Here is a 14,690-nt window from a genome sequence, read left to right as displayed (position 1 = left end):
AAGCGCTGGGGGAGATGGTGTCAGGCAAGCGCCAGCTTGTCGAACAGCGTTGCCGAGAAGGGCGACATCTGGTCCGGCAGCAGTTCGAGATTGCCGACAGTCCTGTTGCGGGCAAAACCCGTGGCGCGATAGGCGAGGCCGCAGAAGCTGGTATTATCGCAGACGAGCTTGTCGACTTCGGCATAAAGCGCGATGCGCTTGGCTTCGTCGCCCTCCTGGCGGCCACGCTGCAACAGGTCGGTCAGGCCCGGAACCTCAAAGTTGCGGCTTCGTAGAAATGTCTGGGTCAGGGACGGATCGATGACGGTTGCTGCCGCATCCGGATCGAGCGTATCGATACCGATGCCCTGGACCGCGAAATCACCGATGCCGCGATTGCCCATCGTTACACGAGTTGCCCAGTCAGGCATGGTCAGGTTCACCTTGATGCCGATTTCGGCCAGATGCGACTGGACCAGCACGGCGATGCCGGAATGCATCGTGTATTGCGAAGTGGCCAGAAGCGAGACCTCAAGACCGTTCTCGTGACCGGCCTCCTTCAGCAGGGCCTTTGCCTTTGCCGGGTCATAAGACCAGTAATTGGCCAGTTCCTTGTTGTAGTAAGGCGAGACCGACGGGCGCGGAACGCCGGCAAGCGGAGCGCCGCGGCCATAAAACACGGTGTTGACGATTTCCTCGCGGCGAATGCCGAAGGCAACGGCCTGGCGCAGCTTCGGGTCCTTGAACACGCCCGAACCGTTGAAGCTCAGATACATGAACGCGCCGGAAGCCATCGCATCGAGCTTGAGATTGGCATCCTTCTCGATCGTGTCCATCGCGCTCCACGGCACGTAGTCGATCAGGTCGACATCGCCGGCGGTGAGTGCCGCAACGCGCAGGTTCTCGTCCGCATAAGGGGTGATCTGAACATCCTTGAACGACGGCAGGCCTTCCTTGAAATAATGGTCTGAGGCAGTGAGCGAAATGCCAACGCCCTTTTCGGCGGAAACGATTGTGAAGGGTCCAGCACCGATGCCCTGTTCCTGTGCGTCGGCGGAGCCGGCCGCAATAATGGCGAGGAAGGGATAGGCCATGATCGAGGGAATGGTCACGTCCGGCGCCTTGGTGACGAGCTTGAAATTGCGGTCGTCGACAATCTCGACCGAGGCGATCTGGGTCACCGGATCGCGCATATAGGCGCCCGAGCCTTCAGCCGCGATCTTTTCCAGCGTCCACTTCACGTCGGCCGAGGTGACCGGCTGGCCGTTGGAAAACTTCACGTCCTTGAGCACGAATGCCCAGGTGAGGTCGTTCTCACGCTTCCAGCTTTCCGCAAGTTCGCCAACCAGCTGCCCCTTCGCGTCATAGGTGACGAGATTGCGGTTGATCAGCGCGGATACGAGCTGGCCCGCATAACCGACATTGATCCACGGGCGGAAATGCGACGGATAGGTGGAAAGGCCGACCCGCAGGGTCTTGGCTGCCGGAGCAGCAAAAAGCTGACCGGGAAGTGCTGCGGCGGCGCTGGAGATGGCGAGATATTTGAGGAGATCTCGGCGATTAACAATCATAGCAGTTCCCTCTTTTATGATCTGTCTGTTTCTGGCTTCAAGGCACGGCGCGCATGTCTTCATGCTTTCGCGGATGCCTTGCTATCAAGCATCAACCTGTCTTGCCGCGCTCCCTTAATCATCCATTCCACCCGATGACGAAGCGGCGGCTTAAAGGAAATCCGAAAGGCTTGCGGCCGATGGTTTCCGTTGGTTCAAGCTAAGGACCAGAAATGAAAATCGTCAAGCTCAATTCCAATAAAAGGGCCAAATAATTATCATTAGTCCGATTATAGGAATAAATACGTCTTCTTATGACTGGCAATCATCAAAAATCACCACGTTATTCCGATAATCGGCCCATAAAATAATACACGATCCATTTATTGGAATTGAGCTTGACGATTTTCATTTCTGGTTCTTACATGAAGCCACCTCGGGGCAAACGGCCTCAAAACAAGAAGGGGAACTTCATGGTCTGGCGCATTGGCGTGGATTCCGGCGGTACGTTTACCGATGTATGTCTGTTTGAAGAGAACACCGGTGAGGTGAAAATCTGGAAAGTCTCGTCCACTCCCGACGATCCCTCCCGCGGTATCACGCAAGGCGTGGAGGAAGGTATCCGCGAAGTCGGATCCACGGCCGCCGAGGTTGCCTTCCTCGGTCACGGCACGACGGTCGCCACCAACGCGCTCATTCAGGGCCGCGGCGTCGAGACGGGCCTGATCACGACCGACGGTTTCCGTGACCTTCTCGAAATCGGCCGCCAGAAGCGCCCTGACCTCTATGACATCCAGGCCGACAAGCCCGATACGCTGGTCAGCCGCGACCTGCGCATCGGCGTCAAGGAACGCGTCCTGTCGAACGGCGAAACCGAGACCTCGCTCGACGAGGAAGAGTTCCGCGCCGCCGTCCGCGAACTGAAAAAGGCCGGCGTCAAGTCGGTCGCCGTCTGCTTCCTCTACAGCTTTTTGAATTCCGAACACGAAGCGATCGCCGGCCGCATTCTGGAAGAAGAATTTCCGGAAGCGTTCTCCGCCCTGTCGCACAAAATCGCTCCGGAATTCCGCGAGTTCGAGCGCCTGTCGACCACGGTTGTCAATGCCTATCTCGGCCCGGTGATGAAGGGTTACGTCAATGCGCTCAGCGGCAAGCTGAAGAACCTCGGCATTTCGGTTGCCCCGCAGCTGACCCAGTCCAACGGCGGCGTCATCGGTTTTGATGCGGCAGCCGATCTGCCGGTCCGCACCGTACTTTCCGGCCCGAGCACCGGCGTCGTCGCCGCACAGGCGATCGGCCGCATGACGGGTATCGAAAACCTCATCACCTTCGACATGGGCGGCACCTCGAGCGACGTCGCTTTGCTGACCGGCGGCAAATGCCAGGTCGTCAACGAATCCGTCGTGCATGGTTATCCGATCAAGGCGCCGATGCTCGACATCCACACGGTCGGCGCCGGCGGCGGTTCAATCGCCTATGTCGATAATGGCGGTTTCCTCAAGGTCGGCCCGCGCAGTGCCGGCGCCAATCCCGGCCCCTCCTGCTACGGCCTCGGAAACCCGGAACCGACGGTGACGGACGCCAACGTGCTTCTGCAGACGCAGAACCCGAAATATCTGCTGAACGGTCGCATGAAGATCGATCAGGAACTTTCGCGCGCGGCCATTCAGACGCTGGCCGACAAGCTCGGCATGGGCGTTCTGGAAACGGCAAACGGCATTCTCGATATCGTCGCCGCCAATATGGCAAAAGCCATCCGCGTCATCAGCGTGCAGCGCGGCCACGATCCGCGCGAATACACGATGGTCGCTTTCGGCGGCGCAGGCCCGGTTCACGCCGCGCGCCTTGCCAAGGAACTCGGCATGAAGCGCATCCTCATTCCCCGCACCCCCGGCGTCCTTTGCGCGCTCGGCCTGCTGATGACCGATCTGCGCGCCGATTTCTCTTCCACCCAGCTGACTCGCCTCGACGAGGCAAGCGCTGATGGCATCGGCGAAATCTATGCAGCCCTCGAAGCCAAGGCCTATGCCTGGTTCGATAGCGAAGGCATTGCCCCGCAGGCGCAGCAGATCTCTCGCACGGTCGATGTCCGTTACGCCGGCCAAAACTACGAAATCTCGGTCCCGGTACAGGCAGGGACGGTCACGGCCGCAACCTTTGCAGCGATCGAAGAAGCCTTCCTCAACGCCCATCGCCAGCTCTACGGCTTCATCGCCGAAGGTGAGCCGGTGCAGATGGTGACCTTCCGTCTTGCCGCCAGCGGGCTTGTTGAAAAGGCGCAATTCCAGCCGGCCGAAATCGAAGGCCCGGATTCGTCTGCGGCGATTACCGGTTCGCGCGAAGTCTGGATGATGGAAGCCGGCGGTTTCGTCACTGCGACGCTTTACGATCGCGCTAGGCTGAAGGCCGGCAATGTCGTCCATGGTCCAGCGATCATCGACCAGATGGATACCACCACCGTTGTGCCGATGGATACGACCGCGACCGTCGATGCCTATCTCAATCTCATGCTTGAGGCGAAGTGATGCTGAACGTCAATCAGGAACAAACCACGGCCATCAACCCGATTACCGTTGAAGTGATTGCCAGCGCTTTTGCTTCGACCGTCGAGGAAATGGGCGAGGCGCTCGTCCGCGCCAGCTATTCCACCAATATCAAGGAACGCCGCGACTGCTCGACGGCGCTCTTCGATGCCAATGGCGCGATGCTCTGCCAGGCCGAACATATCCCCATGCATCTCGGCAGCTTCATCGGCTTCATCCCTTATCTGATGAAGACGCCGGGTCTGGAAAACATCAAGCCCGGTGACATCTTCATCGGCAACGATGCCTATGAGGGCGGCGGCACCCACCTGCCCGATATCGTCATGGCGTCGCCGATCTTCGTTGAGAGCCGGCTCGTGGCCTGGGCCATCAACACCGCCCACCATTCCGACTTCGCCGATCGCGGCCACGCCCATATCTATCAGGAAGGTCTGCGTATTCCGCCGGTCCGCCTCTACAGGGAAGGCGTGTTGCAGGAAGATATCCAGCGCCTCTTCCTGCTCAACTGCCAGGTACCGCATGAGCGCGTTTCCGACCTTCGCGCCCAGATGGCGGCAAACCGCCTCGGCATTACCCGTCTCAACGAACTCTGCGAGAAATACGGTCTCGACACGGTTCTGGCCGCAGGCGCCGAACTGATGAACTATGCGGAGCGCAAGATGCGCCTCGGCATCGCCTCCATCCCCGACGGCACCTATTCCTTCAAGGACCGTTTCGACAGCGAATCGCTTGTCGGCGAACTGGAATTCGGCGTCACGATCGAAGTCAGGGGAGATGAGGTTCACCTCGATTTCGTCAGCCCGCCACAGGTCCGCGCCGGCCTCAACGTCGTCTATACCGCACTTCTGGCAACCGTCTATTACGCGGTCAAATCGATCGTCGATCCGACAATCCTGCCGAATGCCGGCCTTGCCCGCCCGATCCATGTGACGGCGGAAGAAGGCAGCCTCCTGCGTTGCGGCCACCCGGCAGCCGTGGATGGCCGCATCACCGCCTGCCAGCGTGTCGTCGATCTGGTCCACGGCGCCTTCGCCCAGGTCATTCCGCATCGCGTCACCGCCGCCTCCAACGGCTCCGTCGGCGTCGCCAGCTTCAACGGCACGCGCCCCGACAAGAGCCTCTGGGTCTATCTGGAAACCATCGGCGGCGGTTCCGGCGCGCGCTGGAACAAGGATGGTCTGGACGGCGTGCATGTGCACATGACCAACACCTCCAACCTGCCCGTCGAAGCGCTCGAGAACGAATACCCGATCACGCTTCTTCGTTATGAACTGGTGGATGGATCCGGCGGCGCCGGCACGTTCCGCGGCGGCATGGGCCTTCGCCGTGTCTATCGGGCCGAGGCTGATTGCCGCGTTCAGGTCATGGGCTCGCGCCTGATCTCGGCCCCCTGGGGCATCGATGGCGGGCTCGAAGGTGCCCGCGGTTACTTCTCGCTGAACGGCAACCGCGACGTTTTCGTCGATGGTTCTGTCGACCTCAAGGCCGGCGATCTCCTGGAAATCGTAACCCCCGGAGCCGGCGGTTACGGAGCACCGACCGGCCGCCAAAAGACCGAGGTCGAGCGCGACGTGCGTGAAGGACGGTTGACGGCCGGCGAAGCAGCATCGCTTTACAACTGACCTCGTTCCGGTTGCATTCCACCCGGAATTGACAAGCCGGGTGGAAACGTTTCACAGCTTGAACCTGTATCGGCCTGCACTGTCGAAGACCGTGCAGGCCGATACATTGCCTTTGGAGGACGTTGATTGAGCGTTGAAAAAAAATCGTCGAGCAACGTCATGCGCGCGGCCGAGATCCTCATGGCGCTCGGTGATGCAAATCCGCCGGGGCTGACGCTTTCCGACCTCGCTACACAGCTGGACGATGCCAAATCCGCCGTCCACCGGGCGCTTGTCGCACTCGGCCAGTTCGGTCTTGTCGAGCAATCCGGACGACGCGGAGCCTATCGACTGGGCCCCGGCATCTATGCACTGGCCAACAAGTCGCACAGCATCAACGACATGGTGAACTTCTATCGCCCGGCGCTGATCAGCATCAGCGCAGAGACGGGACTGTCGAGCTATCTGATGGTGCGCTCGGGGCTGGATTCCGTCTGTCTGGATTTTGCGCTGGGCACCCTTCCCATGCAGGCCCTGTTTGAAGGCGTCGGCGGGCGTCTGCCGCTGGGCGTCGGGCTGGGCGGCGTCTGCGTCCTGGCGCAGATGGAGGAAGCTGCCCGCGACCGGATCATCGAGATCAACACAGAGCGCTACGGCCAATGGGGCGTCGACGCAGAGACCGTCATGCAGGAAATCACCATGCTGAAGACGGAAGGTTACGTCTTCGGCACGAGAAAACATGGCGGCGGCGGCGAGATCAAGACGATCGCCTTCCCCGCCGAAAAGGCAAACACCTTCAACAGCCAGGCAGCGATCTCGCTTCTTTTGCCGAACGACACAGGTATTGCCGATCTTAAAGCGCTGATGGGAAGCCTGCAAAGACATCTGAACTAACCGGCCCGCGGGAAAACCAGCTGCCGATAAGCCTCCGGCGGACACATTACGCCGTCGAGCCTTCAACCATGAGCGAATTGACCGAGGCACTCCGAGAGTTGCTTTATCTGCGTGATTTTTCCGCCGGTAAGCCACCCAGCGTCTGGCAGCTCCATGCGAGTTTTACAACGGTACATAAATTACTCTGATAACGGGTATTCCGGTGTCAGGAAGCGATTTTACAGACGTTTCAAGCGCCGTTGCGCGTACCAGAACATCAGGGAATTGCGTCCATCCTCTGCCCGGATCAAGGGAAGCGGTTGCCTTGACGGTCTCAGATAAAAGCCGATCCGTATTGGTGGCATAGCTACCACACCACACGCCCGCGATGACCAGGCAAAATTAATCAACCATAAATTGATTTTCCGCATGTTTACGCGTCAATATTTCTGGCACTCAGTTTAACGCTGATCGAGGCGTGTCGTGTGTCACGATCTGCATCCAAGCGGCTCGACGACCGGATACGCGCGCCTGCGAAATGGCAGTAGATCGACCATAGGCGAAAGAAGTGCCGATGCTGTTTGGAAAATTGCACGCCGACATATTCACGGTGTTTTCCGGCTCCAACAGACATATCTATGAGAACGTCATCGCCAAAATTTACGAGCGTTTTTATCAGGCCGACCTGTATTTCCCCAGTCAGAACGACTTGCTCACGCTGATCTACGATCGATTGGCGGAACAGCCTCACCTGTGGAGAGATGACGAAAGACCTATCGTGCTGGATCAGCTTGCAACGGGAAGAGGCCGCCGGATCCGGCGGCGCCGCAACGAGAAAGCCGATTCGATCGCCAGCAGCGACGCTATGATGCGAGCTCGGCATATCTATTACCGCCTTATAGCAACCGGCTGGCTTGAGCCGATCCACTATGGTTTGAAGATCACCGTCGATATGCCACCCGGTGCAATGCGCCTTGCGGAATTCCTGAGTGGCTTGACTGCCGGCGTTTCGGAACAGCTCGGCGGCCTGGTGGTGCAGGTAAAAACCAACCTCGACCATCTGCAACTGAACGCCCGTGAAAATGCGCTGGGTCTGCACAAGGCCGCACGCGATGCCGCCTCTTTCGGACGATACATGCGCAGCGTCCTGTCGGCCCTGCGCGAAATCGACAAACAGGTCGTTGCCAGCGAAAACATCAGCGACCGCCTCAAGCACTATTTCGAAGATTTCGTCGAGCGGGTTCTGCTGCAGGACTATGCCGCAATAACGACAACCTCTCATCCATACCGCTATCGTTACAGAATTATCGAGGCACTCAACACGCTTGAGGATAACATCGCGGATATCGGAGCGATCGCGGATGCCTATCTGGAAGCGCGTCTTTCAACCGAGATTGCCAGTGCCCGCGAACTGGTTCACGACGACCTGCAGCGTATCCGCAACGTCTTCGACCAGATAGAAGATGCTTTCGAAGCCATTCAGCAGCATCGGGCAAGACTTGAGACCCGATTGCGCAATACCGTGCGATATGCCGGACGCCGTAGCGGCGGCTCTCTTCTTCGCAGCAGCTCGGTCCTGCTCAGGCTCGATAAACTGATTGCCGCAGGCAGGGCAGAGGCCACGATACCGGGCATGATTGAGCCTCGCCTGCCGCCTCTCTCGCCTTTTCTTCTCGCCCGCCCGCGTAATACGCGCCAGCCGATTGTCAGCGACGTACTGGCGCTTCCGCCGGTCGATCCAGTCTGGGAACTGAGAAAACATCTCGAACGTATTTATATGCAAAGGCTGGCCGTCAGACCCGAACAGGTCATGCATTTCCTCGAAAGTCGCGTATCCGCGATTGGTGAAACCCGGGCCAGCCGCTTCCGGCTCGACACGATCGACGATTTCCTGGCTTTCGAGGCACTACGTTTGATCGCCCATTCGAATGCGCCGGAAAAGCCGAGCGACAATCCATTGGCCAATCTCCTTGCTACCCGGTTCATTCTCACACCGGTGGCGGATGCAATCGTCGACAATGACTGGCTGCAATGCGCGGACTTCAGCGTTGCCCGCACCCGCTCCAATACATACCGGGAAAACTGAGATGCTCATCGAATTCCGTAATCTGGGTGAACGCGACTCGAAACGTCTGGAGCGCGTCACCCATGTGATCAATCACTTGCTGCGCCATCAGTTCTTTCATCTCGACGACCGCGGCGCGCCCGGCATGATGGAGACGCTCCTGCGGCCGGACATTGAAAAACTCGTGGCAAGCTATTTCGAAGTCGCGGGTTATCGCCTCGTGGTGCGCGACATAGAAGGCTGGGCCGGCATTCTTCCCGATACGGAAGTCATCACCGGCCCGCGGATGCGAATTGACGAGACGCTGGTTCTTCTCCTCATGCGCCGGCTTTGGGGCGAAGGCGATCTCGGAAAATACGGAAACATGCTGACAACGCTCAACGAGGCTTACGACGCCTATCAGGACATGGTGGGCGGCAGCCGCAGGCCTGCGCTGGGAATAACCGAATTCAGAAATCTCGTACAATCCCTCGAAAGACGGGCGATCGTCAGGCTCGGCGAATTTGATGACGAAGCGCATGACATGCCCCTCATTATCCGGGCTCTCGTCGACACGGTGAGTGGCACGCAGCACCTGACTGGCGTCGAACAACTCCTGTCTGGTCCGGATTTTCAGGACAATGACGAAGAACTTTCCGAGGAAGACAAGGATGCCGCCGAATGATGCAGCTCAGCCGTATCTCGCTGGTGCAATGGCACCTCTTCCACAGAGAAGACCTCGATATTTCCGGCAATAGTGCAATCCTCGGCCAGAACACGTCGGGAAAATCGACGCTGATCGACCTTATTCAGGCCGTCATGGCCGGGGGCTCCACCCGCTACTATCGTTTCAACCGCTCTGCTGGCGAAACCGGCAGCAGCCGATCGGAACGGACCTTACGCGGTTACTGCCTGGGACAGCTGAATGAACACCACGTCCTTCGCGAGCAATCCGTCACCCATATAGCGCTCGTCTTCGATGATCCCGATGGCCTGCGCAAACCCGTAAGCATAGGGCTTTGCATCGAGGCATCGGCCACCGAGGATGCCCAGGTCGTCGGCCGTTATGTCGCCCAGGGAGTCCGTGTTCACACCGATATGCTGATCGAGGATTTGCCCGACGGGCAACAACGATCGGCATCTTGGCCACTTGTCCGCTCAAGGCTTGAACAGGCCTGCGCGGAACAGGGAACCACGCTTCTCAGACCGGACGTCGCGCGCAATTTCATCCGCGAATATATGCGCCTTCTTTTTACCGGCCGCCGGCACGGCGATCCGGAGCGTTTCATCCGCGCTTTCATAACCGCCCTGTCTTTCGAGGAGATGCGGTCGGTTGAGGATTTCGTGCGACGTTTCCTACTGGAAAAGGATGACATCGACATCGGTGAATTGCGGGAATCGATCCAGCGATACCGCGATATCCAGAAGGACATCCACGAACTAGAGCGACGCCTTGAAGCGTTGCGCATCATGCAGAAGCTGGTTGGTGAATATGTGGTCCTGCTCGAACAGGAAGATATTGCCCGTGGTGTCGAAAGGCTGGCGGGACTCATCGAATCCGGTGCGGCATTTGTTGCAAAACTTCGCACACTCCGCCGGATGACTGTCGAGCTTGAACACGTGAGGTCGGAAATCACCCGCCTTGATGACGAACACAAACTGCTTGTCGAAGACGAGGAAATCCTTCAGGCGCAAATCGCCGCACAGGACGTGACCTCGCAGAAATCCTTGCTAACCGCAGGACTCAGGTTGAAGGAACAGGCCCGGTCTGCCACGGCGACCCGGCTGCAACAACGGTTTGTGGATACGATACGCGCGGTATCCCTTCTCGACTATCGCGAAAAGCTGGCGCCCCTGAAACTCGGGCGGTTATTCGAGACACTCGACACCATTCGCCTGAAAACCGGAGATCACAGTCCGCCCGCATGGCCGCGTAACCCGACAGAAATGGAGCATCTGATCGAAGCCGCCAGAGTGCAGGCGGGTTCGAGCCAGACCAAGTTGCTGGAGCGGCGCGACGAGGCAATCACCTGGCGCAAGAACCTCGAGACAGAGCTGAAAGGGTTACAGGACCGATTGCAGGACGCACGCTCGGGCCAGGTGCCGCTGGAGGCGGCGACGGCGAGACTTATCAGCGCCTTGCAAAGAGAGGGCATGCGTCCACGCGCCCTGTGCCAAGTCACCGAAATCATCGACGAAAACTGGCGTTATGCCGCGGAGGCATTGCTTGCCCGCGACCGCGAAGCCATCATCATCGATCCGGAACATGCCGCGCGCGCTGTCGAAATCCTGCGGGCCGACAGAAACGGTTTCCGCGGCTGCCGCGTCATCAACACGCGACGTCTTGCAACAAGGACACTGGAAGCACAACCCGGCTCGCTTGCAGGCGTCATGAAGAGCGACGATCCGCTTGCAGCCGCCTTTATCGATTTCCGTATTGGAAAAGTGCGCCTTGCCCATACCCAGTCAGAGCTCATGGACGGCGGCCGTGCCATCATGAAGGACGGCACCTATAACAATGATATGGTCGTGGAAGTCCTGCATGCTCAGGGCGGCCTGAAGATCGGCCGTGCTGCAGCGCCGCTGATGCAGGAGGATCTTGCAAGGCAGGTCCAGGAGCAGCGCGGGCTGATCGACAATCATGTTCAGAACGAGAAGTTCTATGACGACCTGGCAAGGCGGCTGGAGGCCTTGATGCAACCGGTCGAGGCTGCCGACCAATTGGAAAGCCTCGCTTCTGAAATCAACCAGCTTGATGAAAAACGTGCAGATCTGCAGCAACAGATCGATCGGGTCGTGTCGAGCATAGATCCGGCCCTCAGGGCTGCTCTTGAACAGATAAAGCAGAGATTGCAAAACGTCCGGGACGACAGAAGTGAATGCCTGGTAAAACGCGGCCAGCTCACGGCCGGTCTGACAGAAATACGCCTTACGCTCGGTGGTGTTGGAAACCAGCTTGGATCACGGGCCCATTTTTCAATGCGCCGCGACCTCTTTCGCCAGAGAATTCGAAATCGCGCCCAACTCGCCGCACTTCGCGAAACATATATTGCCCAGCGCCCCAAAATCCTTGCCAACGTCATAACGGATATGAGGAAACGCGCGGAAGACACAAAGGAAGAAGCTCGCGCCTGCGAAGGAGAGCTGCGCGATGCTCTTACACATTATCGGCTGAACTTCGATAACACCGCGCCGTTGATCGGACCTGCGACCATCTCGACCGAGATCAGGGCCTGGATCGAAACCAATACCGCAATGCTGGAGGCAAACGAGCTGATCCGCTACAGGCAGCAGGCGGATGAAGCAGCAAGCCAGATCAGCCGCCTTCTGCGAACAGCTTTCGTGCAAGAACTCAACAACCGCTTCAACAAGCTGGCCGGCGAACTCGACACGCTTGCCCGGGCGCTGAAATCCCGCCCCTTCAACCACGAGATCTATACGCTGAATGCCCGTCCGAAGCCTGAACTATCGGGCCTTTATCAGCTAGCACAGGCAAGCCAGGATGACGAGAGCGTCTTCGAATCCCTGTTCAGCCATGAAGCGCCGCGCGACCAGCAACATGCACAGGCCCTGGCGGAGGTCGAAAGGCTGTTGAACGACGAGACGCTGGATTTCACCATCTACCAAGATTACCGGAACTATTATTCGTTCGACCTGACGACACGCAACATCGAGACGGGTCTGCAAACCAGCTACGAACGCCGCAAGGGTACGGCAAGCGGCGCAGAGCGCCAGGTGCCCTATTACGTCATCATTGGTGCGGCACTGGCAAGCATCTACCATAGCGCAGGCCGACACACCGAACGGGCAGATTTCGGGCTTGGACTTGCGGTTTTTGATGAAGCATTCAGCAAGATGGACGGTCCAAACCAGCGCACCCTGCTCGGCTTTTACAGCGATATCGGCCTGCAGGTCGTGATTGCGGCACCATCGGAAAAACGTGCCGTCGTTTATGAAAACATGGACAGTATTGCCGACGTCTTTCGTCACGGCAATGCGGCAACGACCGAGTTCATCCGGATCAAGACCTATGCGCAGGACCTTATGCGTGCCGGAAATCCACAATACATGACCGACGCCCAGCTGGCTGACCGAATAAAGGCCAGCAGCTCGGAACTTCCTGCCGGCCTGGATACGGGCACATGAAACACATAAGCTTCGGGGATGCCGGCAAGCTTCTCGCAAATCTGCTCGACCGGTATGAGGCAAAGCCGGGTGTGGCAGCTCTCTTCGGTTATGCAAACGAAGCAGCCTTTTCGAGCGTGGAGGCGCGTGATCGTTTCATCGAGACACTCCGCAAGGCCGAGAAGCTGGGGGCGGTGAAACTGGAGAATGCAAGAGCTTCCGCCGACATGGCCCTGCGGATCAGGCTTGTCGATGTAGACGTCCTCTATCGTCATCTTGGCCGGGTGCCTTCCCACCATCAGGTCCATACCCTGCTGACCGATTTCTACGAGCTTCCGAACCTGCCCGAAACGGCGCGGGAGGTGCTCGACGAAATCGGCGCGGCCTGGTCACGTAATGTCCGGAAATTCGGGATCATGCCGAATGATACGGCGAACCTGAAGGATGTGTTGCTGCTTGCTCGCGGTTTACAGGAACGGGCAAGCGACCCGGCCGCTGTCGCAATCGATTTCCGCAGCTTTTGCCGTTCCGTCAATACCGGCAGCAAGGCGCTCGACCATCTGGCCGCAAGTGTGGTCGCCATCCATTCTCGCCTCTATCCCGGCCAGCGAACACCCGAAAGCCTCAACACAGACGAGGCTCTGGCCACATTCGGCGTTTCGCGAATGCCGCAGCCACTTCAGCTCAGCGGACCAGTCGCAATCGACGGCGTACTACTCCCGCCGCTGTCCTATTACGGTTTTCCTCCCGATCAGGCCGCGACAATCAGGCTTTCCCATGCCGTCGACTATGTCCTGACGATCGAAAACTATACATCCTTCATTCGTCATGCCCGTGAATTCAATGGCAGCCAGAAAGGCCTTGTCCTCTACACCGCCGGCTTCCCGGCCCGCAGCCATCTCCGGCAGATCACCCGTCTCTGCCGCGAAGCCGGTACCGCCTGCTACCACTGGGGCGATCTCGATGCAGGCGGGGTGCGGATCTTCAGGCATATCGAAAAAGCATTGCAGGCGCAGGGCGTGCAATTGCAGCCGCATCTGATGGACGCTGCTATTCTTACACAATATGGTGTCGCTGCGACCGGCAGATCCCCCCTCCCCCCGCAAGGTGCCTCCGGCAGTGCAATTGAACATCTATGGCACGCGCTGAGGGAAACCGGGCTGGTTCTCGAGCAGGAAAGCCTATCACCTTGTTTGCCGGGCTAAGGGGCCGTTTGACACATGGCGCTAACTTCGCGGTCTATTTCGGCAACAGGATATTCTCATCAACATGGAAAGCCTTGAAGCGGACGATGATGATGCAGAACCCTAAGCCGAAGCTGACTGGAAGATGCCACAAGTCTCAGTGGTTGCGGGGGCAGGATTTGAACCTGCGGCCTTCAGGTTATGAGCCTGACGAGCTACCGGGCTGCATCGTCGGCTACGGGTCTTTGTGTGCCCCTGATTAGGCGTTAAATCCTCGACCCGTTTACCAAAACAAAAAAGCCGCCTTGAGGGCGGCATTTTTGATTGGTTGCGGGGGCAGGATTTGAACCTGCGGCCTTCAGGTTATGAGCCTGACGAGCTACCGGGCTGCTCCACCCCGCGCCAAGCGCAAATCCGAGATCGGATTTGTCGCGACTGCATAAACCGCAATTCGGTTTATGCTTATTGCCGGAGCAAAACCCATTTGGTTTTGTCTCCTGTAAGGGACGCACCGGCTAAGTCCTGTGCGTGATCCTTGCATTTCATATGTTCTGCTTTTGCCATTAAACGCCGAAAGGCCGCTTTTGGGCGGCCCTTGGAGTTTGGCCAGGGGCCATAGGTTTCGTGTGTGAGAAGATTGTTTCACGCTTGTGCGTGCATTGCCTTTAAAAGACCTGGCAGCGACCTACTCTCCCACGTCTTGAGACGGAGTACCATTGGCGCAGGGGCGTTTCACGGCCGTGTTCGGAATGGGAACGGGTGCGGCCGCCCCGCCATGACCACCAGGTCAT

General features: G+C 58.4%; 8 protein-coding genes, 1 tRNA gene and 1 rRNA gene. 7 read left to right on the top strand and 3 right to left on the bottom strand.

Annotated features, from left to right (window positions below):
- Positions 1 to 20: 20 nt before the first annotated feature.
- Positions 21 to 1,550 (bottom strand): ABC transporter substrate-binding protein, encoded by a 1,530-nt coding sequence (locus ACI3K0_RS16360; RefSeq protein WP_404945656.1) that lies wholly within the window; start codon positions 1,548 to 1,550, stop codon positions 21 to 23.
- Between the two features lie 452 nt (positions 1,551 to 2,002).
- On the opposite strand from ACI3K0_RS16360, the gene ACI3K0_RS16355 reads away from it, so the two are divergent.
- From ACI3K0_RS16355 to ACI3K0_RS16325, 7 genes are all read left to right on the top strand, one after another.
- Positions 2,003 to 4,054 (top strand): hydantoinase/oxoprolinase family protein, encoded by a 2,052-nt coding sequence (locus ACI3K0_RS16355; protein ID WP_404945655.1) that lies wholly within the window; start codon positions 2,003 to 2,005, stop codon positions 4,052 to 4,054.
- Entirely contained in the window at positions 4,054 to 5,694 is a 1,641-nt protein-coding gene (locus ACI3K0_RS16350) for a hydantoinase B/oxoprolinase family protein (RefSeq protein WP_206823835.1), read from the top strand. The genes ACI3K0_RS16355 and ACI3K0_RS16350 overlap by 1 nt, the downstream gene beginning before the upstream one ends.
- Before the next feature lie 126 nt (positions 5,695 to 5,820).
- A complete protein-coding gene (locus ACI3K0_RS16345) occupies positions 5,821 to 6,567 on the top strand; it encodes an IclR family transcriptional regulator (RefSeq protein WP_404945654.1) in 747 nt (248 codons plus the stop codon).
- A gap of 553 nt (positions 6,568 to 7,120) precedes the next feature.
- On the top strand, positions 7,121 to 8,632 hold the full coding sequence (locus ACI3K0_RS16340) for a Wadjet anti-phage system protein JetA family protein (protein WP_206823837.1): 1,512 nt from the start codon (positions 7,121 to 7,123) through the stop codon (positions 8,630 to 8,632).
- A 1-nt stretch (position 8,633) separates the two neighbouring features.
- Complete coding sequence (locus tag ACI3K0_RS16335; protein WP_404945653.1) at positions 8,634 to 9,275, top strand: DUF4194 domain-containing protein; 642 nt, start codon at positions 8,634 to 8,636, stop codon at positions 9,273 to 9,275.
- Positions 9,272 to 12,736, top strand: a complete 3,465-nt coding sequence (locus tag ACI3K0_RS16330; RefSeq protein WP_404945652.1) for an SbcC/MukB-like Walker B domain-containing protein — start codon at positions 9,272 to 9,274, stop codon at positions 12,734 to 12,736. Before ACI3K0_RS16335 ends, ACI3K0_RS16330 begins: the two co-directional genes overlap by 4 nt.
- Entirely contained in the window at positions 12,733 to 13,920 is a 1,188-nt protein-coding gene (locus tag ACI3K0_RS16325; protein ID WP_404945651.1) for a Wadjet anti-phage system protein JetD domain-containing protein, read from the top strand. Before ACI3K0_RS16330 ends, ACI3K0_RS16325 begins: the two co-directional genes overlap by 4 nt.
- Before the next feature lie 304 nt (positions 13,921 to 14,224).
- Here ACI3K0_RS16325 and ACI3K0_RS16320 read toward each other — a convergent pair.
- Positions 14,225 to 14,301, bottom strand: a tRNA-Met gene (locus ACI3K0_RS16320).
- 270 nt (positions 14,302 to 14,571) lie between these two features.
- Positions 14,572 to 14,686 (bottom strand): 5S ribosomal RNA (gene rrf / locus ACI3K0_RS16315).
- Between the last annotated feature and the right edge of the window lie 4 nt (positions 14,687 to 14,690).

The organism is Rhizobium sp. ZW T2_16, from assembly GCF_044987325.1.
Classification (GTDB): domain Bacteria; phylum Pseudomonadota; class Alphaproteobacteria; order Rhizobiales; family Rhizobiaceae; genus Neorhizobium; species Neorhizobium cellulosilyticum.
The sequence above is the reverse complement of the archived record's forward strand: the minus strand, read 5'-3'. Positions and strand labels throughout refer to the sequence as shown.